At 67.9% G+C, this 24,394-nt stretch carries 26 protein-coding genes; 14 read left to right on the top strand and 12 right to left on the bottom strand.

Annotation, left to right across the window (positions count from 1 at the left end):
* Positions 1–121 precede the first annotated feature (121 nt).
* The 5 genes from D0C15_RS25960 (at position 122) to D0C15_RS25940 (ending at position 3,339) form a co-directional block, all read left to right on the top strand.
* Positions 122–760: a histone deacetylase gene (locus tag D0C15_RS25960; RefSeq protein ID WP_116050489.1), complete on the top strand. Its 639-nt coding sequence runs from the start codon at positions 122–124 to the stop codon at positions 758–760.
* 72 nt (positions 761–832) lie between these two features.
* Positions 833–1,477, top strand: coding sequence for a LysE family translocator (locus D0C15_RS25955; protein WP_211323325.1), 645 nt, complete (start codon positions 833–835; stop codon positions 1,475–1,477).
* 77 nt (positions 1,478–1,554) lie between these two features.
* Positions 1,555–1,860: a dihydrofolate reductase family protein gene (locus tag D0C15_RS35795; protein WP_245976242.1), complete on the top strand. Its 306-nt coding sequence runs from the start codon at positions 1,555–1,557 to the stop codon at positions 1,858–1,860.
* A 145-nt stretch (positions 1,861–2,005) separates the two neighbouring features.
* Positions 2,006–2,821, top strand: coding sequence for a putative protein N(5)-glutamine methyltransferase (locus D0C15_RS25945; protein WP_116050485.1), 816 nt, complete (start codon positions 2,006–2,008; stop codon positions 2,819–2,821).
* A gap of 44 nt (positions 2,822–2,865) precedes the next feature.
* On the top strand, positions 2,866–3,339 hold the full coding sequence (locus D0C15_RS25940) for a hypothetical protein (protein ID WP_116050483.1): 474 nt from the start codon (positions 2,866–2,868) through the stop codon (positions 3,337–3,339).
* Positions 3,340–3,348: 9 nt separating this feature from the next.
* Here the strand turns inward: D0C15_RS25940 and D0C15_RS25935 are convergent, their stop codons facing one another.
* A complete protein-coding gene (locus D0C15_RS25935; protein ID WP_245976240.1) occupies positions 3,349–4,209 on the bottom strand; it encodes a class I SAM-dependent methyltransferase in 861 nt (286 codons plus the stop codon).
* 69 nt (positions 4,210–4,278) lie between these two features.
* The gene (locus D0C15_RS25930) at positions 4,279–4,776 is read right to left on the bottom strand and encodes a DUF6463 family protein (RefSeq protein ID WP_245976239.1); all 498 of its coding nucleotides are present in this window, start codon (positions 4,774–4,776) and stop codon (positions 4,279–4,281) included.
* Here D0C15_RS25930 and D0C15_RS25925 point away from each other — a divergent pair.
* Entirely contained in the window at positions 4,743–4,979 is a 237-nt protein-coding gene (locus D0C15_RS25925) for a hypothetical protein (RefSeq protein ID WP_162830262.1), read from the top strand. The genes D0C15_RS25930 and D0C15_RS25925 overlap by 34 nt on opposite strands.
* Here the strand turns inward: D0C15_RS25925 and D0C15_RS25920 are convergent.
* From D0C15_RS25920 to D0C15_RS25910, 3 genes are all read right to left on the bottom strand, one after another.
* Complete coding sequence (locus D0C15_RS25920) at positions 4,948–5,199, bottom strand: DUF2867 domain-containing protein (RefSeq protein WP_211323324.1); 252 nt, start codon at positions 5,197–5,199, stop codon at positions 4,948–4,950. The two genes, D0C15_RS25925 and D0C15_RS25920, sit on opposite strands and share 32 nt — an antisense overlap.
* A 102-nt stretch (positions 5,200–5,301) precedes the next feature.
* A complete protein-coding gene (locus D0C15_RS25915) occupies positions 5,302–5,790 on the bottom strand; it encodes a GNAT family N-acetyltransferase (RefSeq protein ID WP_162830261.1) in 489 nt (162 codons plus the stop codon).
* 122 nt (positions 5,791–5,912) lie between these two features.
* A complete protein-coding gene (locus tag D0C15_RS25910; RefSeq protein ID WP_116050473.1) occupies positions 5,913–6,281 on the bottom strand; it encodes a hypothetical protein in 369 nt (122 codons plus the stop codon).
* Between the two features lie 78 nt (positions 6,282–6,359).
* On the opposite strand from D0C15_RS25910, the gene D0C15_RS25905 reads away from it, so the two are divergent.
* Positions 6,360–7,145: a glycerophosphodiester phosphodiesterase family protein gene (locus D0C15_RS25905; RefSeq protein ID WP_116050471.1), complete on the top strand. Its 786-nt coding sequence runs from the start codon at positions 6,360–6,362 to the stop codon at positions 7,143–7,145.
* A gap of 7 nt (positions 7,146–7,152) precedes the next feature.
* On the opposite strand, the gene D0C15_RS25900 is transcribed toward D0C15_RS25905, so the two are convergent.
* Positions 7,153–7,818, bottom strand: coding sequence for a transglycosylase family protein (locus D0C15_RS25900; RefSeq protein ID WP_116050469.1), 666 nt, complete (start codon positions 7,816–7,818; stop codon positions 7,153–7,155).
* Positions 7,819–8,003: 185 nt separating this feature from the next.
* On the opposite strand from D0C15_RS25900, the gene D0C15_RS25895 reads away from it, so the two are divergent.
* The 3 genes from D0C15_RS25895 to D0C15_RS25885 all read left to right on the top strand — a co-directional run bounded on the left by D0C15_RS25895 (position 8,004) and on the right by D0C15_RS25885 (position 10,831).
* Positions 8,004–9,428 carry an MFS transporter gene (locus D0C15_RS25895; protein WP_116050467.1) on the top strand — a complete coding sequence of 475 codons (1,425 nt, stop codon included), beginning with the start codon at positions 8,004–8,006 and terminating at the stop codon, positions 9,426–9,428.
* Positions 9,429–9,511: 83 nt separating this feature from the next.
* Positions 9,512–10,264, top strand: coding sequence for a thymidine kinase (locus tag D0C15_RS25890; protein WP_116050465.1), 753 nt, complete (start codon positions 9,512–9,514; stop codon positions 10,262–10,264).
* Positions 10,265–10,486: 222 nt separating this feature from the next.
* Complete coding sequence (locus tag D0C15_RS25885) at positions 10,487–10,831, top strand: RNA polymerase-binding protein RbpA (RefSeq protein WP_091676277.1); 345 nt, start codon at positions 10,487–10,489, stop codon at positions 10,829–10,831.
* A gap of 72 nt (positions 10,832–10,903) precedes the next feature.
* On the opposite strand, the gene D0C15_RS25880 is transcribed toward D0C15_RS25885, so the two are convergent.
* The 3 genes from D0C15_RS25880 to D0C15_RS25870 are packed head-to-tail and all read right to left on the bottom strand — an operon-like array spanning position 10,904 to position 14,924.
* Positions 10,904–11,683, bottom strand: a complete 780-nt coding sequence (locus D0C15_RS25880; protein WP_116050463.1) for a polyprenol monophosphomannose synthase — start codon at positions 11,681–11,683, stop codon at positions 10,904–10,906.
* 2 nt (positions 11,684–11,685) lie between these two features.
* Complete coding sequence (lnt, locus tag D0C15_RS25875) at positions 11,686–13,308, bottom strand: apolipoprotein N-acyltransferase (protein WP_425455429.1); 1,623 nt, start codon at positions 13,306–13,308, stop codon at positions 11,686–11,688.
* A complete protein-coding gene (locus D0C15_RS25870) occupies positions 13,305–14,924 on the bottom strand; it encodes an amidohydrolase (RefSeq protein ID WP_245976237.1) in 1,620 nt (539 codons plus the stop codon). The genes lnt and D0C15_RS25870 overlap by 4 nt, the downstream gene beginning before the upstream one ends.
* A 152-nt stretch (positions 14,925–15,076) precedes the next feature.
* Here D0C15_RS25870 and D0C15_RS25865 point away from each other — a divergent pair, with 152 nt between their 5' ends.
* The gene (locus tag D0C15_RS25865) at positions 15,077–16,483 is read left to right on the top strand and encodes a KamA family radical SAM protein (protein WP_116050459.1); all 1,407 of its coding nucleotides are present in this window, start codon (positions 15,077–15,079) and stop codon (positions 16,481–16,483) included.
* A 67-nt stretch (positions 16,484–16,550) separates the two neighbouring features.
* On the opposite strand, the gene D0C15_RS25860 is transcribed toward D0C15_RS25865, so the two are convergent.
* On the bottom strand, positions 16,551–19,589 hold the full coding sequence (locus D0C15_RS25860) for a M14 family metallopeptidase (RefSeq protein WP_116050458.1): 3,039 nt from the start codon (positions 19,587–19,589) through the stop codon (positions 16,551–16,553).
* Between the two features lie 264 nt (positions 19,590–19,853).
* Here D0C15_RS25860 and D0C15_RS25855 point away from each other — a divergent pair, with 264 nt between their 5' ends.
* The 3 genes from D0C15_RS25855 (at position 19,854) to D0C15_RS25845 (ending at position 22,363) form a co-directional block, all read left to right on the top strand.
* Positions 19,854–20,105 carry a hypothetical protein gene (locus tag D0C15_RS25855; RefSeq protein ID WP_162830260.1) on the top strand — a complete coding sequence of 84 codons (252 nt, stop codon included), beginning with the start codon at positions 19,854–19,856 and terminating at the stop codon, positions 20,103–20,105.
* Positions 20,106–20,197: 92 nt separating this feature from the next.
* Positions 20,198–20,677 carry a hypothetical protein gene (locus D0C15_RS25850; RefSeq protein WP_116050455.1) on the top strand — a complete coding sequence of 160 codons (480 nt, stop codon included), beginning with the start codon at positions 20,198–20,200 and terminating at the stop codon, positions 20,675–20,677.
* 129 nt (positions 20,678–20,806) lie between these two features.
* Positions 20,807–22,363 carry a hypothetical protein gene (locus D0C15_RS25845; RefSeq protein WP_162830259.1) on the top strand — a complete coding sequence of 519 codons (1,557 nt, stop codon included), beginning with the start codon at positions 20,807–20,809 and terminating at the stop codon, positions 22,361–22,363.
* A 34-nt stretch (positions 22,364–22,397) separates the two neighbouring features.
* On the opposite strand, the gene D0C15_RS25840 is transcribed toward D0C15_RS25845, so the two are convergent.
* Positions 22,398–22,877, bottom strand: coding sequence for a GNAT family N-acetyltransferase (locus D0C15_RS25840; RefSeq protein ID WP_211323323.1), 480 nt, complete (start codon positions 22,875–22,877; stop codon positions 22,398–22,400).
* A gap of 67 nt (positions 22,878–22,944) precedes the next feature.
* The gene (locus tag D0C15_RS25835) at positions 22,945–24,231 is read right to left on the bottom strand and encodes an HNH endonuclease signature motif containing protein (protein WP_245976236.1); all 1,287 of its coding nucleotides are present in this window, start codon (positions 24,229–24,231) and stop codon (positions 22,945–22,947) included.
* Positions 24,232–24,394: the final 163 nt, after the last annotated feature.

Below are 24,394 nucleotides of genomic sequence, written 5' to 3'. Positions count from 1 at the left end.
CGTTGCCGTCACCCGGCCAGGATGTCACCAGGCGCACTCGTAAGTGAAGCCGTGGCGTCCACGGCGATCTGTCCCAGCCCAGGTTAGGCACTCGGACCGGCCCTCAGTACGGTCAGGCGCGATGATCGCAGCCAAGTCCGCTCAGCCCGATTATGTCTGGTACGTCAGCTACGGCTCCAACATGTACGCCGACCGTCTCACCTGTTACCTCAAGGGCGGTACTCCGCCAGGAGCACGCGACGCGTGCCCGGGCTGCCGGGACGCGAGCCCACCACTGGCGGACACCGGGCACGAGTTACCCGGCGGCATCTACTTCGCCACCGAATCGAAGCTCTGGGGCGGCGGGATCGCGTTCTATGACCCCGCGCTCCCCGGGACGGCGCCTGCCCGCGCCTACCTCCTGACGGCTGAGCAGTTCACCGACATCGCAGCGCAGGAGATGCACCGCGCGCCGGAGCCCGGCTCGGTACTCGACCTCCGCCCCGTTCTCAAGTCAGGTCGCGACCCACTCGGCCCCGGCCGCTACGAGACGCTGCTACACCTCGGCGACCTCGACGGGTACCCACTGCTGACGTTCACCGCTGCCTGGGCGTCCGGCGACGTCGACCACACGATCCCGTCAGCGCCATACCTGCGCATGCTCGCGGGCGGGCTGGGGGAGGCCCACAAGTGGGACGTGCACCGGGCGGCCCGCTATCTCGCAGGCCTGCCAGGCGCGAACGGCTCGTGGCAGGCGGCCGACATCGCCGCGTTGTGCTGACCTCGGGCACCTAGACCAGTTTCCGGGAATTGGACCGCGACACCGCCCCGCCGCAGGTGACAGCATCCTGACGTGATCAGTCTCGGTGCGACGCTCGGAATCCTCGCGGTGGCACTCGGCATGGTGCTGACTCCAGGGCCGAACATGATGTACCTCGTCTCCCGCAGCATCACCCAGGGCAGGCGCGCGGGCGTCATCTCCCTCGGCGGGGTCGCCGTCGGTTTCCTCGTCTACCTGGTCGCGGCCAACCTGGGCCTCTCCCTGGTCTTCGTCGCGGTGCCCCAGCTGTACCTGGCCGTGAAGCTCGCCGGGGCGGCCTACCTGGGCTGGCTCGCCTGGAAGGCACTGCGCCCCGGCGGAACATCGGTGTTCGCGCCGCACCAGCTCGACCCGGACTCACCCCGCAGGCTCTTCGCGATGGGACTGGTCACCAACCTGTTGAACCCCAAGATCGCGGTGCTGTACCTGTCGCTGATCCCGCAGTTCGTCGATCCCGCCGCCGGGAACATTCTGCTGCAAGGATTCCTCCTCGGCGGAGTGCAGATCTTCGTGGCCCTCACCGTGAACCTGATGATCGTGCTGGCCTCCGGCACACTGGCCACGTTCCTCGGCCGCCGTCCCAGCTGGGTTCGGATGCAGCGCTACCTGATGGGGACAGTCCTCGGCGCGCTGGCCGTCAAACTCGCCACCGACCACTCCAGGCCCGCCGTCGCCTGAGCGGCCAGGGGAGGCGCAACAGGGGAGCGGCGGCATGGCACAACACGACCCTGCTCGGCGACGATGTCGTCGCGAACGTGGTCGCGCTGAAGGATCGTCCGGGGCAGGAGATCCAGGTCGTAGGAAGCGGTGATCTCGTCCAGACACTGATGCGGCACGACCTCGTTGACGAATACCGGCTGTGGATCTTTCCGGTCCTGTTGGGCAGCGGCAAACGCCTCTTCGCGAACGGAACCCAGCCAGCCGGACTGGCAATCGCCGGGACCGCGATCTCCGATACCGGCGTGGCGATGTACACCTACGAACGAGTCGGGGCACCCACCTACGGTTCGTTCGCACCAGATCGCGAACCCGGGGACCATCGGCACCAGAACGGCAGATAAAATCGGCAGGCTCATCGGTCGACGGCTCGAGGAGGTTGTGCACCCATGACTGCCAGTTCAGGCCGGGTCCTCTCCTCCCGTATTCACGAGCTTCGCTGAAGTAGTGGATCGGGAGAGTGCCCAACATTCTCCCGAAGGGCTCCCCATGACTGCCTTGCCACCGCTCACTGTCTCCACTGTCGTCACCACCTTACGATCCGCGGGCTGCGTTTTCGCCGAGGACGAAGCCCGGCTGCTCGTCATCGAGGCCCGGTCCGGAGCAGACCTCGCCGCCCTGGTGCAACGGCGGGTCGACGGTCTGCCCCTCGAGCACGTGCTGGGCTGGGCCGAGTTCTGTGGCCTGCGGATGGCGGTCGATCCGGGCGTCTTCGTGCCGCGCCGCCGCACGAAGTTCCTGGTTCGCCTGGCTGCTGATCTCGCTCCTCGGCGACCCGTTGTGGTGGACCTGTGCTGTGGTTCGGGCGCAGTGGGCGCAGCCCTTGGTGCCGTGCTGGAGGACGCGGAACTGCACGCCGCGGACATCGACGCCGCCGCGGTGCGGTGTGCCCGGCGCAACATCGGCGCGGCGGGGGGACAGGTGCACGAGGGTGACCTCTACGACCCGCTGCCCGCTGACCTGCGGGGGCGCGTCGACCTCCTGGCGGTGAACGCGCCGTACGTGCCCACTGACGCGATCGAGCTGATGCCGCCCGAGGCCCGGCTCTACGAGCCACTCGTCGCACTCGACGGGGGAGCCGATGGGCTCGACGTCCACCGGAGGGTGGCCGCCGACGCGGCGAACTGGCTCACACCGGGCGGCCGGTTGTTGGTCGAGGCGAGTGAGCGCCAGGCCCCGCACGCCGCTGAGGCGCTTGCCCGCAACGGCCTCGACCCGCGGATCGAAACATGCGACGAGCTGTCCGCGTGCGTAGTGGTCGGCACCCGCCCCCGCAGGTCCACTGTGGAGTCCGGCGGCCGGTAGCATCCGTCCTTCGTGGCCATTTCGACGGCTGGCAGGGGAGCACCATGGGATTTTTCGGCACTTTCGTCTACGACCGCGCGGGCTGGAAGCCGCACCGGCCCGGCCAGGTGCCGGAGCAGCCCGCTCCGTGGCTCACCGTGGACATCTATGACAGCGACTTCACGACGGTCGGCTACAGCCCTGTCGGGCGCGGTAGTGGTGTCGCGTACCTCGGCTTCACCCCACGCGACTACTTCGAGGACCCCGATGCCGCACCGCCCACCGATGTCTTGCGGGAGGCGGCCGGCCTGGCCGACTGGTGGGCTCAGCATCGGAACGGGGCGACCGGCTCGGAGCGGGCGGCGAAGGAACACGAGTTGGCCGGCTACCTCGCCCACGACGACGGTGCGATCGATCCGGCCGATCTTTCCGACGAGACCATCGGCCAGTTCGACGACGAGGACATCTTCGTCGAGATCAAGACAGCCCGATTCCTCAGCGCACTGGACCTTCCCGCACCCGACGACCTTCCCGGTTGACCCCGGGCGTCAACCGCGCCTCGCCTCGATGAGCCAGGCAGCGGAGTCGTAGAGCACTCCTCGCTCGGTCTGGTGATCGGCCATGTCGGTCCGCAGCCGCTCGAGTGCACGAGCTCGGCCGCCGGCGTCGAGGTCATCGAGTGACAAGGCGAACTGACCAGCGACGAACTCGCAGGCGTCCTCGATGTTCGGGCCGAAGTACATCGGCTCGCTGAGGCCGTTCAACCGGACGTCGGCGAATCCGGCCGAAGCCAGCAGGCCTCGTACGGTCGCGGGGTCGCTGAGCGACATCGGCCCCGGAAGGTCCGGCCGAGGCGGACCAGGAAGTTCGTTGTCGCGGGCGAACGCCGCGCGGAACCTGCTGATCCACTCGTTACGCTGCACCGGCTGCCAGGACAGCAGGACAAGGCGCCCGCCATGGCGCAGGCCGCGCGCGATATTCGCGAACGCGGCCGGGGCGTCGCCGAAGAACATCGCCCCGTTCCGGCTGATCGCGACGTCGAAACCACCAGCGGGGAACGGGTGAACCTGCGCATCGGCCTGGAGGAAGGTCACGTTCGTGACGCGTTCCCGCGCGGAAACCCGGCGTGCGAGTTCGATCATGGGGGAGGAGAGGTCCACTCCGAGCGCTGAACCCTCTGTGGCGCACCGTGCCGCGTCTCTCGTGGTCTGCCCACTCCCGCAGCCGATGTCGAGCACGATGTCGGTCGTGTCGATCGCCGCAGCCGCCAGGAACCGATCCTGGTACCCCGCAACCCCTTCGTTGAACCGATCAGCACGTTGTGCCCAGTACGCGCCCTGTTTGCCGTCCCATGCGGTGTGCTGCTCAGCATTCGAAGGAGCAATCGGCACGACGGCGTTCTCGATCACCAGAATTCCCCCAGGATGTTGCTTTCGCCCTGCGCGGGGACAGTACCCGAAAACAGCCCGGTGAGCGCATCACGCGAAGCGGCGAAGCGATTCAACAGGGGAGTGAGGAGGAGCGGGAGTGCTCTCTTCCCGTCCGAGAACGAGAAGCCCTCCGGCGATGGGGATCGCCCAGCCGGGCGAAGCCGGCAGCGCGGTGACTATGGCCGATCCCCAGGCAAGGAGCAACCAGCCGAGCCACCTTGGTATGCGCTGTTTCTGCCGCACCACCCGCAAGATGTAGCAGCCGATCGCCACCATCGGGACGCCGAAGCTGCCGAGCGAGACCCAGAACGCTTCCGAACGTTCGAATTCACCGAGTGTCGCCGGTCTGTCAAGGGTGAAGCTGTTCCACCACCCCTCTGCCATGACCTGTGACCAGACAGCGCGGGTATCGAACGGGGCGACGACGACGTGGGCGGAGCCGAACGCGATGACAATCCACCCAGCAGCCTTGGTCCCGGCGCGATCCGGCGGTCGCCGCGCGCCTCCGGCGCGTGGACAACCAGCGAATGAACTACCTGCGCACACACTTCAGAAGTGCCTACTCGGACGAAGCCGACCTTGAAGCGCGCTGTCTGCTGGCGTTCTCGGCGGCCATCGCCAGCGACCTGATCGCCGCCGAGCACCCCGAGCACACCCGCGAGCAGATCCTTCAACGAGCCGCGACGCTGCTCTTCTCCGGCAGCACGGGAGACCAGGTCAACGCGACAGCTTCCGAGCCGCGTGCGTGAGCATCATCCGCACCAGCCTCGGATGGACCAGCCGGACGATGCCGAAGTAAGCCCTGCCTCGCGCGTTGTGGATCTGCACGACAGTGCTCAGCACGACCCGGCCAGGTTCGACGAGCACCGAACCACGGAAGTCGAGGTGGCTGTCGTCCGACCCGTACAGGACCTCGTCCGCAGTGCTCGCGCGCGATAAGGTGGCCGGCTTCGCCGGGATCGCACTCACCGACGAGTCCAGTTTCGACACCCTCGACCCCGGAACGCCTTACTTAACATAATGTAGCTTATCGGCGCCCAGGGACAACGCTCTGGAGGCGGCTCTACGGGGTCACTTGGTGTAGATCATCGACGTTTCGCCGGGATCGCCTGAAGGTACTTCCTCGAAGCCAAACTTCTCATAGAACGCCTGTGGGAGAAATCCGTTGCCGTTCAGCTCAAGGGTCGGGATCTTTCCTTGGCTCTGGATGTACTCGACCGACTCCTTCAGCAAGTACCTTCCAATTCCGTACTCGTAGGTGTTCGGCCTGACGAAGTGTTTCCCGACGGCCAGTAATTTGTCGGCAGGCTCATTGGCGTACTCGGCCAAGTGCGAAAATGGCGACTCACCGGCAGGCCTGTACACCTGTATGTGTCCGACCACGTTTTTTGTCGGCGTCACCGGCACCGGCGCCATATCGAAAACCCAGGACAGTTCCGCGTCGTACTCTTGAAGCCATTCTTTGGGATCTTTCCCGCGAAGACGACTTGAGGGAATCCGCATGGCATCCAGTACGGCGGACAGCCGATCAAGGTCTTGTTCTATTCTTGCACGAATCATCTGCCGAACCCCCGAGCGAACTGAAGCCGAGACAATGCGCTCCCGCCTCACTTCCCTACTCCGCCAGCCCGGCGTTAATTCGTCACCGTGACGTAACGAGGTGGACTACTGATACGGCGATCCTAGCGAAGTTGTTCGAGGTCGTGCGCCGCTGACGCGAGTTCGGCCGCCATTCGCCTCAGTTCGTCCGCGTCCGCGCCGTCATTTGCGGCACTGACCACGTCCTCGGCGGCGCACCTCAACTGGAACAGCCGATCCTGCAATGTGGCGATCTCCGCATCAGAGAGCACGACAGCGTCCTCGGGCAGGCCGCTGCGCTGGACGGCGCTTCTGCGCTCGTACGCCCGTTGCCTGCAGGACTGGCCGCAGTAACGCCGCCGCCGCCCCACGCTCCCGCGTTGCTCCAGGCGCCGGCCGCACCAGCCGCAGTGCCGCATCGCGTTGCGGCGCGCTTCCGTCGTTTCGTCATGTGACGGTTCGACGTGCTCCATGACCTCGCTCACGCGCCCGACCCTAGCTGGCCACTCACTGCTCATGCCGAGGCCACGCCGAGCGGGCACACTGGAAGGGTGCAGCCCACCCATCCGTACCTCGCCACCCCCGGCCCGCGTGCCTTCGCGCATCGCGGCTGGCATCTGGATGAGCTCGCCGAGTTGGAGAACTCCCTTCCCGCGTTCCAGCGGGCGGTGGCCGAGGGATACCACTACCTCGAGACCGACGTCCACGCCACGGCCGACGGTGTGGTGGTGGCACTGCACGATGCCTCACTCGACCGGACCACCGATGGCGCTGGACCCATCGCGCGTCAGCGATGGGCTGATGTACGCCGGGCCAAGATCGGCGGGAAGGCCGAACTGTCGACGCTGGCGGACCTGCTGGAGGAACTCCCCTCCGCGTTCTTCAACGTGGACGTGAAGTCACCCGCTGCGGTGGAGCCGTTCATCGAGGTACTCGAACGCACAGGCGCATATGACCGCGTGGCCGCGGCGTCCTTCTCCGACGCCAGGCTGGCCCGGCTCCGGCGGCTCGCGGGCCCCAGGCTGCTCACCGCCATGGGGCCGAGATCGGTCGCCGCACTCTGGGCGCACGGGTACGCGCCGTTCCTGCGCCTTGGCGCGTTCTGCCGTGGCGCGATGGCCCAGGTGCCCATCCGGCAGGGAGCGATGACCATCGTGCATCGCGGGTTCGTGCGCTCGGCGCAGCTCGCGGGTGCCGAGGTACACACCTGGACCGTGAACGACCGGATCGAGATGTCCAGCCTGCTCGACCTCGGCGTGCACGGGATCGTCACGGACCGGCCGGATGTGCTGCGCGAGGTACTGCTGGAGCGCGGGGCCTGGCACACCACGGCGTGAGCCGCCGCTAGCGGGGCGCTTTCCCCGCCCACGCAGCGTTCCAGGTCTTCGGTCCGAGTCGCCCGGAGTCCCTGATGCCGTTGGCGCGTTGCAGGTCCAGCACCGCGGCCTTGGTTTCCGCGTAGTAGCAGCCGGTCCCGCTGAAGTCGTAGCCGAACTCGTTCATCCGCAGCTGGAACACCCGGAGTGGCGCGGCGCAGTCACCGTAGGCGTAGACCACCCCTGGCCATGACGGTATGACCGGCTCCGCGGGTGTGCCACCCCCGCCCATATAGGCCGACTCACGGTAGCTCGGCTTGCGCTTGCTGCGGGCGTCACTGTCGTTTCGCAGGCCGAGCATGCCCGCGCATTCCCACGGTTGCCAGCCACGCATCCGATAGAGGTACAGCGCGCGGTAGTCCTGCTCCCCCGGGCTCGCCGTGTCGGGTCTCCCCTGGCCGCCGACACTGCGCCAGGTCGGGAGGTCGAACTGGTACGCGCCGTAGTAACCACTGCCGGTGTTGACGTGGTAGCGCTCGCTCGACTCGCACATGCGCAGCTTCGCCCAGACCCCCGCACTGGGGTCTGCGGCGGCAGGCAACGCGGCCGCGAACTGCACGGTCGCCGCGGCCAAGGCGACGAGTACGGCACGCACGAGGAGCCGGACCACGAGACCACGCCGAGGTTTCATCATGGCTGAACAGTAGGAAACAACCTCATCAGCCACAACAGAACCAGGCAAATCACCAACATCACCCCCCACACGGGTGGGGTCGCATGGTTGCGGCGCCAGTGGCTGATCGGGCTGCGCGCTCCCCTCTCCCCCCGAGGGCAAGTAGTCTCCGCTCTGCTGACGATCACGAGCCGCAGGAGCATGGCATGAGCACCATCCCGTCCGGGCCGGCTCCCGCCGCCGACGCCAGGGACCGCAGGCGCGAGCAGCGTGGCTGGTACTTCTACGACTGGGCCAATTCGACCTTCTTCACCTCGGTCATCACGGTGTTCGGTGCGCTGTACATGGGTTCGGTCGCCGCGGCGGACGCGCGCACCGACCTCGCGCGCAACGGCCCGAACCCGTGTGTCGACGACCTCGGGCGGGACAGCACCCTGCAGAACTGCGACATCGGGCTGTTCGGCCTGCACTTCCCGGCCGGGTCGCTGTGGGGATACCTGCTCTCCGCCGCGACGATCATCCAGGTGCTCGTGTTGCCGGTGACCGGGGCGATCGCCGATCGCAGCCAGAGCAAGAAGAAGATCCTCGGTGGCTTCGCATTCCTCGGCGCCGTGTCGTCGGCCCTGCTGTTCTTCGTGGCGGGCGACAACTGGGAGCTGGGCGTGGTGTTGTACATGCTCGGCAACATCGGTTACGGCGCCTCGATAGTCGTCTACTACTCGTTTCTCCCGGATATCGCCACACCGGACGAGCGGGACGCGGTCTCGTCGCGGGGCTGGGCGTTCGGCTACCTCGGCGGCGGTGTCGCGCTGGCCCTGCAACTGGCGTTCTACCTAGGCCGGGACGCGTTCGGGGTCAGCGAGTCGACGGCGGTCCGTATCTGCTTTCTGACCTCGGGAATCTGGTGGGCGGCGTTCACGCTGATTCCGCTGAGCAGGCTGCACGAGCACCAGGAGCCACACGGCAGGGAGCACGGTTCCTCGGTGCTGCGGGCCGGCTTCACGGAACTGCGGGACACGGTGAAGGCCGCGAGGGCGTTTCCACTGACCCTGGCGTTTCTTGGCGCCTATCTGGTGTACACCGACGGCATCTCGACTGTGGTGACCGTGTCCGCGCAGTACGGCAAGGAGGAGCTGAAGTTCGCCGACGAGGTGCTGATCGCGACGATTCTGGTGATCCAGTTCGTGGCGTACTTCGGTGGTGTCGCGCATGGCCTGATCGCGCGCCGGTTCGGTGCGAAGAAGACGATTCTCGGCAGTCTCGGGGTGTGGATCCTGGTGATCGGGGCGGCGTTCTTCGTGGAGGCGGGCCAGCAGTTCCAGTTCTACGCCGTGGCCGCCGGTATCGGCTTGGTGCTCGGCGGCACGAACGCGCTGTCCCGGTCGCTGTACAGCCAGATGATTCCCGCGGGCAAGGAGGCGCAGTACTACTCGCTCTACGAGATCGGTGAGCGGGGAACGTCGTGGATGGGGCCGCTGCTGTTCGCCGCGGTCGGGCAGGCCACCGGGTCCTTCCGGTACGCGATCATCGCTCTGACGGTCTTCTTCGTCGTGGGTCTTGTGCTGGTTGCATTGGTGCCGGTGCGACGCGCTATCGCCGCTGCGGGCAACCAGGAGCCCACCGTCGTCTGACCGACCTGTACCCGAACCGGTACGGGTGGCTAACGGCCCGTACTCCGAACCGGGCCCACCGCCGCCCGATAGGGTGCCTCGTCGTGACCACGCTTGATGAAGAGCTGGACCCGGCAGGGGCACTGTCCTCGGTTCCGGCCGCGGGCGACCGCAGACGCGGTGCCGTTGTCGGCAAGCTGAAGTTCTGTTACGGCCCGATGGACTGTGGCAAGTCGACGCTCGCACTGCAGATCGACCACAATCACGCCAGGCAAGGCAGGCGTGGCTTGCTGTTGGTCCGCCACGACCGTTCCGGGGAGCCGCAGATCAGCAGCAGGATCGGCATCACCCGCGACGCCCTCGAGGTGGGTCAGGACACCGATCTGCGCGCGTTGGTCCGCGGGGAATGGTCCCGGGGCCAGCACGTCGACTACCTGATCGTCGACGAGGCGCAGTTCCTGTCCCCTGAGCAGGTGGAACAACTGGCCGAGCTCGCTGACGACGTGCAGTTGGATGTCTACTGTTTCGGTATCGCGACGGACTTCCGCAGCCAGCTGTTTCCCGGGGCGCGACGGCTGTTCGAGTTGGCCGACGAGCTGCAACCGGTCCAGGTCGAGGTGCTCTGCTGGTGCGGCCTGCCCGGCCGGTTCAACGCCAGGGTTCTCGACGGCCAGGTCCTCCGGGCGGGTGACACGGTCGTAGTTGCGGACGCCGAAGGTTATGTTGAAGATTCAGCTATGCCACGCTCGCATATCCAGACAACTACAATGCGTTACCAGGTCCTGTGTCGCCCACACTTCCGGCTTGGTGATCTTGGACCCCACTCGGAACACCCAGGGCAATTACGTCTGACCTAAGTAGCGCTAGATAGCCCATACGGGCGATAATCCCAAGAAGACGGGCGATAAGGCGTCACGCCGAAGGCGAAATTCCGTCCTACTAGAGGAAGCTGTTGCCGACGGGTGACGAAGCTCATCGTGAGCAACGACATGCCGGTGCGGGAATCCCCGGACCGCCCCGGTCGTTGCATAGGGTGAGCATCGCCCTGGCTCTCGACGAGCCGACTGAAAGGACCCACCATGGCCGACCGTGTTCTTCGTGGAAGCCGGTTGGGAGCGGTCAGCTACGAAACCGACCGCAATCACGACCTAGCCCCGCGCCGTACCGTGCGATACGCCTGTCCCAAGGACCACGAGTTCGAGGTGCCGTTCTCCGACGATGCCGAGATCCCGTCGGTGTGGGAGTGCAGACTGCACGGCAGCGAGTCAGAGATCATTGACGGCGGTCAGCCTGCCCAGCGTGACGTTAAGCCTCCCAGGACGCACTGGGACATGCTCTTGGAGCGTCGTTCCATTCCCGAACTGGAGGACCTGCTCAACGAGCGTCTTGCCGAGCTGAAGGGGCGCCGGACCCGCTCCGCATGAGCGCCCGCTGACCGACTCCCACCACGCCGAGGGCCCCGCACGGATTCCGTGCGGGGCCCTCGGTCTTTTCTGTCAGCCGTTGCGGGAGAACAGCCCTCGCAGCTGGTCGAGCCGGTGGCGCAGGCCCCAGAGCCCCACGCGGATCATTGCCTCGCGCACGATGGAACCGCTCATCTTCGACTCACCGATCTCGCGTTCGGTGAAGGTGATCGGAACCTCGACGACGGTGAACCCCGCACGAACGGTCCGCCATGCCAGGTCGATCTGGAAGCAGTAGCCGCGAGAGGCGATCTCGTCCAGCGGGAGCTTCTCCAGCACCTCACGCCGGTAGGCCCGGTAGCCGGCGGTGATGTCGTTGATATGGGTGCCGAGGGCGATCCTGGAGTACAGGTTGGCTCCCCTGGACAACAGCTGCCTGCGCAGCGGCCAGTTCACCACACTGCCGCCGGGCACGTAACGGGAGCCGAGCACGAGGTCGGCGTCGCCGAGCGCGTCGAGGATGCGGGGCAGGTCCTCGGGGGCGTGTGAGCCGTCCGCGTCCATCTCGACCAGCGTGGCGTAGTCCCGCTCCAGGCCCCAGCGGAAACCCGCGACGTAGGCCGCGCCGAGTCCGGCCTTTTCCGAGCGGTGCATAACGTGCACCCGTTCGTCGGCGACCGCGAGGTCGTCGGCGAGCACCCCGGTGCCGTCGGGGCTGCCGTCGTCCACCACCAGCGCGTGTACGGAGGGGTTCGCTTCGTGCAACCTCCGCAGGATCTCTGGGAGGTTGTCCCGCTCGTTGTACGTCGGGATCACGACCAGTACCGGTTCGATACTCTCCCCGCCCCGGTCGTGTGGAGCCCCCTGCGCCATACCTAACCCTCCTCGGCGGCGCCGCGCGCCGCACTCTTGTCGGTCTTCTCGGCGTTCGCACGCCGGGTGCGGCGGGAGAGCACGATACCGCTCGCCACCGCCAGCAACGCGGCCCCGACCAGCACGTACTCGGTCCATGCACCGAGTCGATCTGACAGGGTAGTCTCCTGCCGCAGCGGGACTTCCTCCAGCAGTGTTTCCCGGGTGAACAGGTCGGTGGAGGCGCCGATGCTGCCGTCGGGCCGGACGATGGCGCTCACGCCACTGGTCGCCGCCACCACCACTGCCCGCCCGTGCTCGACGGCGCGGACCCGCGACATCGCCAGTTGCTGGTAACTCATCTCCCCCGGCCCGTACCAGGCGTTGTTCGTGGGGACGATCAGCAGTTCGGCGCCGGCCGCTGTGGCCTCGCGGGAGACGTAGTCGTAGGCGGCCTCGTAGCAGATGGCCAGGCCGACGGTGGTGTCCGCGACGTCGATTACTCCTGGTTCGCTACCCGAGCGCATGTCTCCGGTGTCGTCGACGAACGGGGTGAACAGCCGCGCGATGGACCGCAGCGGGACGTACTCGGCGAACGGCACCAGTTCCTGCTTGGCGTAGCGCTGCCCCTGCCCGGTATCCGGCTGCCACTCGACCACGGCGTTCTGCGCCTGCCCGGTCGGCAACCGGTACAGCGCACCGATCAGGGTCGGCGTGCCGAACGAGTCGACCACCTCGTCCAGCACCGGGTCCGCGCCGCGCACCTCCGTTGCCGTCTCCGGCCACACCACGAGGTCGGGCCGAGGGATCTCACCGGACTGGATGCGGCGGGCGAGTTCGGCGCTGGCCTCGAGGTGGTTGCGGCGGATGACGTCGCGCTGCCCGAGGAGTCCGAGCCCGATGTCGGGGGCATTGCCCTGGACGACCGCGACGGAACGGGTTCCGGCCTGTGCTTCGGTACCGATCGTGGGCCACAGCGCCAGGCCCGCGACGACCGGAAGCAGCGTGCACGCGACCGGGACGGCCCAGCGGATGCCGGGCCCGCGCCGGCCCGCCCTGAAGAGGACGGCGAGGCGGGCGAGCCCGAATCCGGTGAGCAGAACGGCGAAACCGACCAGCGGGGCTCCCCCGACCGACGCCAGCGGTAGGTAGGCGCCCTCGGGCTGACCGAAGGCGACCCGCCCCCAGGGAAACCCGTTGATCGGCCAGCGTGATCGCAGGCTCTCCTGAAGCAGGAAAACCAGCGCCATCCACACTGGTGCCGCGGGCAGCCGGGTGACCAGTGTCATCAGTCCGCAGGCGGCCGCGACGAAGAGGGCCATGACCGCGGAGAGCCCGAGCCAGGGAGCACTGCCGAAATCGGCGCCGAGGAAGTCCTGGATCCACACCAGGTGCGCGAGAAAGAAAACCAGCCCGAACACGAGGCCGTAGCCCGTGCCCGCCCAGAACCGCCTGCCGAACAGCACCAGGCCGAGGCCGGCGAAGGCCAGCGGCGCCAGCCACCACAGCGGGCGCGGCGGGAAGCTCAGGTACAGCACGAAGCCCGACAGCGCGGTCAGGAGCAGCCGTGCGGCGACCGGTCGCAGACGTGCTGTCGCCGAGGGCGGTGCGGGTTCGGCAGCGCCACTGATCACGGTCGTGCTCACGCTCGCCCGGCCACGGCGAACTCGTCGTGGATGATCCGGCCCGCGCGTACCGTCCGCAGGCATCGTGGCAGGTCGGTACCCGGCTCGAGCGCGGGCAGGCCGGGCACTCCGGAGCGCGGGTCGGTGGACCAGCGCTGTACCCGTTCGTCCGAACCGGCGACGACGAGATCGGCGGCCGCCCAGATCGCGTAGTGCGCGGGTGCGCCGGGAACGAGACTTCCGGTCGTGCCGTCGGCTGTGCCCGCGGCCCGGTGCCCGCCCCTGGTGTGCGCGGTGAAGGCGGCGCGCGGGGAGAGCCCTGCCCCTGGGGTTCTGTGGTGCACGGCCGCACGGACGCTCGCCCAGGGGTCGAGGGGCGTCACCGGAGCATCGGAGCCGAGCGCCAGCGGCATGCCCTGCGCGGCGAGCGTGGAGAACGGGTTGAGTCCGCCCGCGCGCCGCGCGCCGAGCCGTTCGGCGTACATCCCCGAGGTGCCGCCCCAGGCCGCGTCGAACAGTGGCTGCACCGAGGCCACCACTCCCCAGCTCGCGAGGATGCGTGCCTGTTCCGCGTCGATCATCTCGAGGTGTTCGAGCCGGTGGCGGCGGCCTGCGAGGGCGCGGCTGCCGATGGCCTGCTCGGCGAGCTGGAATCCGCGGACTACCTCGCCGACGGCGTCGTCGCCGATGACGTGGAAGCCTGCCTGCAGCCCTGCTTCCGTGCAGCTGACGACGTGGTCCGCGATCGTCCTGGCGTCGAGGTAGCGGGCGCCTGCGGTGTGCGGAAGGTCGGTGTAGGTGGCACAGAGTGCGGCGGTGTGCGAGCCGAGCGAGCCGTCGACGAAGAGGTCACCCGCGAGTCCAGGCAGGCCGAGGCGGGCCGCGAGGTCGACGGCACCGATCTCGCCCCAGTAGCCGACCACGGCGGGCAGGTCCGGGTCCTCGGCCAGGTCCAGCAGTGCGGTGAGGTCGTCCACGCCGGAGATGTCCGGACCCGCGCACTCGTGCACGGTCGCGATGCCGCGAGCGGCGGCGGTGCGCAGAAAGGCGAGTTGTGCGGCGCGACGCTGGGACGGGGTGATGGCGGCCCTTGCGGCGGCCCGCACCAGGTGGTGGGCCTGTCTGGTCAGCGGGCCGTCGTCGGACCACCCTTCCGCGGAGCGGGTGCCGGGAGCCAGATCGGCCATCGCGGTGGACACCAGCGCCGAGTGCACGTCCACGCGGCTGAGGTACACCGGCGTGTCCCCCGCGGCCTGGTCGAGCTCGGCCCGGCTCGGGACCCGGGCGTCCTCCCAGGTCGAGGAGTCCCAGCCGTGGGCCAGCAGCACCTCGCCCTGGCGCGCGGCCGAGCGGACGGCGGCGAGGAGTTCGGCGCCCCCGCGTACGGCCGACAGATCGAGTCCGGACAGGTGCAGGCCGGTGGCTGTGGCGTGCACGTGGGAGTCGACGAACGCGGGCGCGACGAAGGCGCCGTCCAATGCGATCTCCTCGGCGTCCGGGTGCAGCGCGCGGCCCGGGCCGTCCTGCCCGACCCAGACGACGGTGTCCCCGGTGATGGCCATGGCCGTGGCGTCGGGCGAACTCGGCGTGTGGACGCGCCCGCCGGTCAGCAGCGTTGTGCGCTCGTCACTGTTCACACCTGGAGAGTCTGCCTGGTGGCCACGACGTCGCGACACCGGGGATCCGCCTCCGTGACCACCACAGATAACACCCGCATAACGGCAAAATTTACGTTCGCAGTGCTCTATGACAGGATAATTTCACGCTATCCCGACGCTTAGGAGCAGATGTGACTGCGATCCAGGAACCTGCCTCGACTGCCGCCGGCTCCTGTCAGGAGCCCGGCCCCGAGCAGCCGTACGTCTACGCGAGGACGGAGCTGGTCGAACCCGACTGGCGCCGCTTCCCCGGATGGCAGGACGTCACCGAGGCGGAGTGGCGCGACGCGCAGTGGCAACGAGTGCACTGCGTCCGCAACATCAAGCAACTGCGGGCGCTGATGGGCGATCTGCTGGAGGATCGGTTCTACGAGGATCTGCAGGCCGACCAGCGGGAAATGGCCACGATGTCGATGCTGCTCCCGCCGCAGATGCTCAACACCATGGCTACGGACGCGGGATCGGATCCGCGCAAGGTCACCGAGGCGTTCTACGCCGACCCGATCCGCCGGTACATGCTGCCGGTGCGCAGCGACCGGGAGACCGAATGGGCCTCGCACCCGCACTCGGAGCGCGACTCGCTACACGAGGCCGAGATGTGGGTGGCCGAGGGACTGACCCACCGCTACCCCACCAAGGTCCTCGCCGAACTGCTCTCCACCTGCCCGCAGTACTGCGGGCACTGCACACGGATGGACCTGGTCGGGAACTCCACCGAGCAGGTCGACAAGCACAAGCTGTCGCTGAAGCCGGTGGACCGGCAGGACGCCATCATCGACTACCTGAAGCGGACGCCCGGGGTGCGCGACGTCGTGGTCTCCGGTGGCGACGTCGCCAACGTCCCGTGGCACCAGCTCGAGTCGTTCCTGATGCGGCTGATGGACATCGAGACCGTTCGCGACATCCGGCTCGCCACCAAGGCGCTGGCCGGTCTCCCGCAGCACTGGCTGCAACCGAAGGTCGTGGAGGGACTCGCGAGGGTCGCCGGTACGGCCGGCCGCCGTGGGGTCAACCTCGCCATCCACACACACGTGAACCACGCCCAGTCGGTCACCCCGCTGGTCGCCGAGGCGACCAGGACGGCCCTCGACGTCGGCGTCCGGGACGTCCGTAACCAGGGTGTGCTGATGCGCGGGGTCAACGCGACGGCCAACGAGCTGCTCGACCTCTGCTTCGCGTTGCAGGGCGAGGCCGGAATCCTGCCGTACTACTTCTACATGTGCGACATGATCCCGAACTCCGAGCACTGGCGGGTTTCGGTGCACGAGGCACAGGAGCTGCAGCACGCGATCATGGGCTACCTGCCGGGTTATGCCACCCCGAGGATCGTCTGCGACGTCCCGTACGTCGGCAAGCGCTGGGTGCACCAGCTCGCGGAGTACGACCGCGAGAAGGGTATTTCCTACTGGACCAAGAACTACCGCACCGGCATCGAGCTGGAGGATCCGGAAGCGCTGCAGCGCAAGTACCCCTACTACGACCCGATCTCCACACTGCCCGAAGCCGGGAAGAAGTGGTGGTCCGAGCAGGCGGACTGAGGCCACGCCCGAAGCCCGAAGGCCGCCCGCGCACTTTCCCGGGAAAGTGCGCGGGCGGCAGGCCACGCTATGTGGCCGGTTCGAGCAGGTAGCGCAGTGAGTCACCGAGCACGTTCGCCCGCTGTTCGGCCGTCGCGATGGCCTCCAGGCCGAACCCGAGGTACACGGTGTCCTCGGTCGTGACCGCCGCGGCGCGCGGCTGCACCAAGGACTGCGACCGCTGCCACGCCGCCCCGGTGTCGGCACTGCCTTCCGGTGGCGGCGCGATGGTCCACGGCCCGAGCCCGTCCTCGAAGCCGCTCTCCTCGACCACCTGGCCGTCGACTGTCACCGACGTGTCATCGAGGAAGACGCCCACCTCACCGCTGGCCGGATCCGTGACGTAACTGACCGCGATCTCGACCTCGTGCCCCGCATATCCGGAAAGGTCGAATGTCGCCGGTCCCCAACCGGAACTTCCGGTGAAGCCGTTCCAGGAACCGCTGGTTCCCGATGGCAGGCAGGAATCGCCTTTGATCGTCAGGTACCGCTCCAGCCACGGGTGCAACCGCAGCAGGAAACCCTGTTCACACTGTGCCGGCACGGCAGAGGTGGCCCTGCCCTCGGCGTCCGCGAGCGTCGTCCACTGATCCGTGCCCACGATCCGGGCCTCGACCATGGCGAAGTCGTAATCGGACTCGAGATCGTAGGAGAGGTTCAGGCCGAGCGAAGCGGTGCCGACCGACGACAGGTCCACCGTCCGCGTCAAGCGTTGGTAGGACTGATCGGTGTGCAGCGCGCCCGCGTACCAGGCACCGTTCAAGGGCTGCTCCGGCTCCGGGCCGGTCGGCACGTAACGAGCTGCTTCGCTGCTGCCGAACTGCGGGAAGTCCGCTTCCGGCAGCACATCACTGGTCACCCGGAACTCACCGGGCCGCTCCTGGTTGTCGGCCCCGTCCCCGCCCGCGATGGGCAGGTTTCCCGACAGCGGCGGTCCGGTACCGGTGACTTCGTCCGGGGCGTCCACCGGACTCCGGGAGAACCCGCCGAGGTAGTACTGGTAGAAGTCGTTGGAGTAAAGGCAAAGCCGGAACGAGCTCGACTCCGGTGCACACGGCTCCTCGGGGTTGTCGAAGTACAGCGAGCCGTTCGGCCCGAAGTAGCCCGCGTACTCGCCGGTGTGCAGCAGCTTGCCACCCTCGTTCAGGAAGTCCCGGACGGCGAGTGTGGTGTCCTGCTGCACTTTGGTCACGATGTGGGCCGCTGCCGGCTGCCGTTGGGTGACCACGTTGTCTCCGGTGTACCAGACGACGGCCTCGTAGTGGGCGAGCACTCCGAGTGGGTCCGGTGCCCCGCGCTGGGTCATGTCCCAGACGTCGTAGGAGATGTCGTTGGCCTCCAGCGCTGTGGTGTACGCGTCCAGGTGGCGTGGACCGGACGCCGGTGGCGTCGGGTTCGGCACCTCCGGGTCGAAGCCCTCGTAGTCCTCGTTGGCGATGACCAGCACGGGTTTCGTGGCCGCCTGCTCGACGGTGTAGGTGAACGGCTCGGTGCGCGTGCCGTGGGATTGGAAGACCACCTCGACCCGATCACCGGGTCCGGCTCCAGGGATATCGGCCCGCACCTGCGCATAGTGCACGTCGAAGCCGTCGCCGTAGCGCTCACCGCCGTCCCACTCGCGGGCGAAGGTGGTGCGCTGCCTGCCATCGTTGATCCGGTAACGCACCAGGACCGGCCCCGGACGCCGTTTGGCGATCGCGGACACCGTCTGGGTTTCGCCGAACGAGGTGGCGATGGGTTTCGCGACGATCTCCGGTGCGGTGTTCCCCAGATGCGACTCCGGGTTCGCCGGGTCTGCCGTCGAGCGGGCGATGTCGAGCGCGAACGGCAGGTTGCGCTCGAACTCCTCCTGGATCAGTTCCTCATCGTCGGGGAAGTTGAACCCGCTCTGACAGTCCTCCGCGCGCCATTCGTCGTTCGGGTCGCTCCGGCTCGCCGCCTGGCACGTGGTCTGCTCCGGGGTGAAGCTGATGATCCCGTAGCGGGCCTGCGCGTGGTTGGTCGTTTCGCCGTTGGTCGTGTACAGCTCGGCCGAGACGTCCGGATCGAATCCCGCCACACCGGGATTCGCGTCGGTACCGGCAAGCGTCGCGGCGATCAGGTCGTCGGGTGAGTCAGTGTTGACCTGCCAGCCCACGCCATAGAGAAGCAGTTGCGCGGCCGAGTGGTAGTTGACCAGGAAACTGAAGTCGACCCTGCGAAAGAGACCGTCCAGCGCCTGCGTCTCGGGCTCCGAGCCCGGCGCGGGACCACGGTAGACCTGGCTGGTCGGATTCGGCGAGGATCCCTCGTTGTCGTAGCCCCAGGTGTAGTCGAAGTTCCGGTTCAGGTCCACGCCGTCGTTGACGGTGATCTTCCCGTCGCCGTCGTTGTCCCGCAGGTTCTTGCGCCAGAGCCGGTTTCCCTCGGTGAACGTGTGGTCGTAGCCATCCGGGTTGGCGACGAGGACGAACCAGTACTCGTTCCGGTTGAGCAACCGGGTGATCTCGCGATCGGTCCCGTAGTTGTCGATCATGTGGTGCAGCAGCCGTCGATTGGTTTCGACGGTGATCCACTCCCGCGCGTGCTGGGTGGAGCTGTACAGCGAGGCGGGCCTGCTGCCGTCCGGAACGGACCGGGCGTCGAGCGTCAGCTTGACCGCAAGGATCTCCTTTCCCTGCCGCGTCTCGCCGATCGGCACCAGCTTGGCCAGATGTGGGTTCTCGGCGACAGTCCGCCGGATCTCCTCCTCGATCCCTCCGGGGCCACTGTAGGGCCGGTACACACCGTCCGCCGCGGTCTCCACCGCGGATCTCGTCCGCGCGGCCTGGTCCTTCGGGCGCAGCTTGATCCCGGCCGACCGCAGCCGCTCGCGTTCCCGGTCGGTGAGGATCAGCTCGACCCCACCGCCCGGCACATCCAGTACGTCGATTCCCTCGGACCGGAGATCACGTACCTCGCCCGGCGCCAGCTCGGCGTCGTAAGCCCGGAGGTCGCCGGCCGCCGGCGCCGGTGCGGCGGAGGCCGTGGTGGCGGAACCACCTACCAGGGCGGCGGCGAGTAGTACGACAACATATCTTCGCCTCATAGCCTGACCTTTCGCTTAGCGAACGACCAGTTGAACCCAGGTCGCAACGCATCGCAATGGGCCATTCGGCGCGAAGTTCGCCCCCGTATGTCCGAACCTGAAATGCCAGCGTGAGCCGCATGGTCTGTTCAACGCCGCGCGCCCACCTCGATTTCGCCGATTGGGCTGGGAACGAGACGACAGCGGGAAAGTCTCAGCAGAGGATGTCGATTTCCGGCGACCCGGTTCGTCGTATCGGTAGAGCCGAATCGAGAGGAGCCCGACATGTACCCGCCGAGTCATCGAACACTGGCCATGCTTCGTGCGGTCGCCGCGGGCCGGGGCCAAGTGACGTGCAGCAGTGAGCCCGATCTGTTCGTCGACGGCGTGCCCTGTTGCGACCAGTTCACCGCGCACGCACTCACCCACAGCGGCCTGATCCGGCCGGGCAGGCTCGGCCTGATCGGGCAGCGCGTACCCGCGGCGCTGACCGACGCCGGACACGCCCTGCTGACCGCTACCGCCACCGCGGCCTGACCACGAGCACCACTCGTTCGCCGAAACGGACCTGGCGCGGGCGTAGGTGCGGGCGTATGGTGTTCCGTACGATAACGACGTTATGGGCTGCCATGGTCACCACCACTCTGATCGCCGTTCATGCCGGTGCCGGCATCCTGGGGCTGCTGACCGGGCCGGTAACGATGAGACCGGATGTACCGCCAGGACCGTTGCGCTGGTTGTCCCGGATCTACCTCGCCTCACTCGCCGTACTGTTGGTTTCGATGGTCGCGCTGATCGCCGTGGACTGGACCGGGCTCGACATCGGCGCGCGGCTCGCGTTCACCGGCCTCGCCGGTCTCGGTGCCGTGATCGTCTACCGGATCGTCCAGGCGGGCCGGGAGTCCGCCAGACGGCTGCCGGGGTGGCAGCGGCGGTACGTCGCGCACGTCTACTTCACCTATGTGTCGCTGTGGATCGGGTTCCTCGTTCTGCCCGCGCTCAACCTGCCGCTCCCCTACATCGCGGTACCGGCGGTCGTGCTCCTCGTACTCGCAGTCGGCCACGTCCTCGTCACCGGCTACCAGAAGCGGCTCGTCATCGAGCCGTAGCAGCTGTCGGCGTGGCAACACAGGGCGACAACGGGCCTGGTTCATGACCTGAACGGCCGCATTCCCATCAGGGCAGGCCACTGGGAGGCTTCGGGTATCGCTCCTGCCGCCGGGCCAAAGGGGGTGCGCATGCGCGAGTTCGGGCAAAGGTGCGGACCACGCTCGCGCAGGCTCCTGGCGGGTGTGTTGTTGCCCGTGCTGATCGTCGCGGCCTGCACGGACGGACCCAGAGACGGTGCATCCGAGACGACCGGCGCGCCGGTTCCCGAGAGGGCGCAGACGCACCATCCCCGCGAGCCCGTCACCGTGCTCGATGCGCGGCCAGGCCCGGAGTTGGCCATGGCGGCCAGCGATGCTCTGTTCCGGAGCGCCCCGATCGTGCTGGTGGCCGACGCCCAGGACGTCGAAGGTCTGGCGACAGCGAGCGAGATCGCCGTTCGGCTGGGCGCGCCAGTCCTCGTCGACTCCGGCGTGCACCCCACCGACGTCCCCAGCGGCCTGCGGCAGGAACTGACCCGGCTGTCGCCACAGGCGGTGCTTGCCGTCGGCACCGCGGAACGGGGAAAGGTGCAGGCACTCGTCGGCTCGGTGCCGGTGTTCGCCGTCGGCTCGTCCCAGGACCTGCCGGCGGACGGCCTGCCGACCACGAAACCTCCTGAACCGGCCGACCTCACAGTGCTGGTCGAGGCCGCGCAGATGACCGGTGCGGCCGTCGCGACAGCTCGAGCCGCAGGCGCGGAGATCTTGCCCGTACAGGGGACGGACCCCCGAGCGGACAGCGCGGCTGTCGAGGCACTGCACGCCGACCCACCGGCGACCGTCCTCGCTCTCGGGGCCGGGTTCGGTCCCGCCGAGCGGCTGCGGGCGCGGCTGGCCGTGGCGGCGACCGGCCGGCAGTTGCCAGGTGGCGGGCAACTCATGCCCCACGGCAAGCGGTTGGTCTGTCTGTACGGTCACCCCGGCGCACCGTCACTCGGCGTCCTCGGCGAGCAGGACCTGCAGCACAGCATCAGCCGCGCCAAGCGAACGGCAGCGCAGTACGAGCCGCTGAGCGAGGTGCCGGTCGTACCGGCCTTCGAGATCATCGCGACGGTCGCACACGGCGAGCCCGGTGCCGATGGCGACTACTCCGGGGAATCCAGCGTCGCCTCGTTGCGTCCATGGGTCGAAGAGGCGGGCAGGTCCGGGCTGTACGTCCTGCTCGACCTGCAGCCCGGCCGGGCCCGGCTGCAGCAGCAGGCACAGCGGTACGAGGCGCTCCTGCGACTGCCCCACGTGGGGCTGGCCGTCGACCCCGAATGGAAGCTCGGACCGACGCAGGAGCCACTGGAGCAGATCGGTGGCATCGACGCCGCGGAGATCAACGAAACCTCGGCGTGGCTCGCAGACCTCGTGGCCGAGCACTCGTTGCCGCAGAAACTTCTTGTCGTGCACCAGTTCCGCCTGTCCATGATCCGCAACGAGTCTGCTCTGGTCACCACCCACGACGAGGTGTCGCTCCTGATCCACATGGACGGCCAGGGCTCAACGAGACAGAAGGACGCGACGTGGAATGCGGTCGTGGCCGCGCGGCCGGCCGGCGTGCCGATGGGCTGGAAGAACTTCTACGACGAGGACCACTCGATGCTCACACCGAGCCAGACTATGCAGCGCAGGCCGAAGCCGGCGATGATCTCCTACCAGTAGCCCTACCGCGGGCTGGGAGACGAGATCCTGCCGCTCAAAGCCGTTTCACGTACCGGTGTGCCGGGACCGAGATCGGCCCACTGTCACTCGGGGCTTGGTGGTCGAACAGCCCGTCGTCGGTCCAGCCCCGGCGTTCGTAGAACCTTCGGGCCCTGGCGTTTCCGGGAACAACAGCGAGCCACGCCTGCTGATGACCGTTCACCGCCACCAGACGCTCCGCTTCTGTGAGCAGGCCAGCGGCGACCGCGGTGCCTCGGTGGCCAGACGCGACGTAAACCTGCTCGACCTCGTCGCCCACCACCATCACGAAGCCCGCCACGGCACCGTCTACGGTCGCGACCACGGTGTCGTCGACGCGCTCTGCCGCGCGCGTTCCGAACGACTCCTTCGTGCGCGACGCGACCAGGTCCTCGGGAACGTTGCCCAGGTGGCCGTCGCACCATCCCTGATACCAGATCTCGGCGACAGCGCCCGCGTCCTCCGGGCGGGCCGGGCGAATATCGCTTGTCATCATCCGCCGAGTGTAGGAACCGGGGCCGACAGTGCCGCACTTGCTGCGCATTGTTTCCACACGGCTTGGGTCACGCGGACGGCGGGCAGGGTGCGGCCTGCTGGGGTGGCCGTCGCTGGGTTGGCACGACCGGTTCCTGGTGTCGGACCGTCGGTGGGTCGTGGGCGGTGTTCCGGATGGGTTTCTGTTCCGGATCCAGCCATTCCGGCGGGATGAACTCCGGAGTGCCGTGGCGGATGCGGACCGACCAGCCCGTGTGGTGCAACTCCCGATGATGCCGGGCGCAGACCAGGATCATGTTGTCCAGATCGGACGGCCCGTGGTCGATCCACGACAACACGTGATGAACGTGACACCACTTCACGCCCCGTGTGCAGCCGGGGCGGGTGCAGCCCCGGTCGCGGATGGCGAGGGCTCGGCGTTGGGCTGGGGTGGCCAGGCGGGACCCCCGGCCGAGGTCGAGGACCTCCCCCTGAGAACCGAGCACGGCGGGCAGGACTTTCGCCTCGCAGCACCAGCGGCGGAGTTGGCTGATGGAGGTGTAGCCACGGGCGTCGAGCATGGCGGTATCCGCGCGTTGTTCCAGCTCCGCCAGCGACACCGTCACGATCACCACGGCGCGTTCGCCGCCGGTGGTCGGGAGGTCGTCGGCGCGGGCGGTCCGGCTGATGATCTCGGCCAGAGCGTCACCCCGGCGCTGCACCGGGGTCCGCGGGTCCGGCAGCCCATCGGCGTCGGCGGGGTCGGGTTTGGCCAGCGGATGCATCGCGCCTTCGAGTTCGGCGGCGGTTTCGGGATCGAGTTCGCCGGTGAACACGTACTGTCCGTCGTAGCGGTAGCGACCCCGGAACTCCCGATGCGGCCCGGCATGGCGGCGCTCCCGATCGTCCGGTGGGGTGTCTTCGATGTTCCAGTGCCCCAGGATCTGTTGCCCGGCCTTCGCCACATCCACCGGACGAGCCTGCCGCGCCAACTCCACCAGAGTGGCCTCACTCGAAGCCCGGTCCACCTCCGGCAGACCAGCGGGAGCCTGGGCAAGCACCTTCTGGATCTGGGTGACGTGCTCCGGCCCGATCTCCCCCGCCGCCAGAGCGTCCTTCACCAGCGGCATCGGGGTGCTGGCCTGAACAACACGGGCTTTGGCCTCGCCGCGGGACAGCCGCAACGCCATCACCAACAGCGTCACCATGCTCGAATAGCCCTGCACCCCGGCCAGGCCGCGCTTGTCGGCTTCGGCGATCAACTCCAGGGTGCGCCCATACTGCCGCCGTAGTGCTTTCTCGGATTCGAGCAGGCCACCGAGCAGCTCCCCCTCGGAAAGCTGCCACACCGGAAGCACCCGCTCATCAACGTCCACGCCATCGACGCTACTCGAACACACGTTCTACCAGCAGCACCCCTCGGCAAGCGGTCAACCAACCCCGCCCAACGGCACCCCGCGACCACCCCCACTGCGCACACCCCACCACCGTCCATCGCACTTTCCCGGGAAAGTGCGATGGACGGGGCGAGCGCTGGAG

Origin of the sequence: Amycolatopsis palatopharyngis, assembly GCF_003385185.1 — a bacterium.
In the GTDB taxonomy this organism is placed as follows: domain Bacteria; phylum Actinomycetota; class Actinomycetes; order Mycobacteriales; family Pseudonocardiaceae; genus Amycolatopsis; species Amycolatopsis palatopharyngis.
This window is presented reverse-complemented; position numbering and strand designations above follow the sequence as displayed.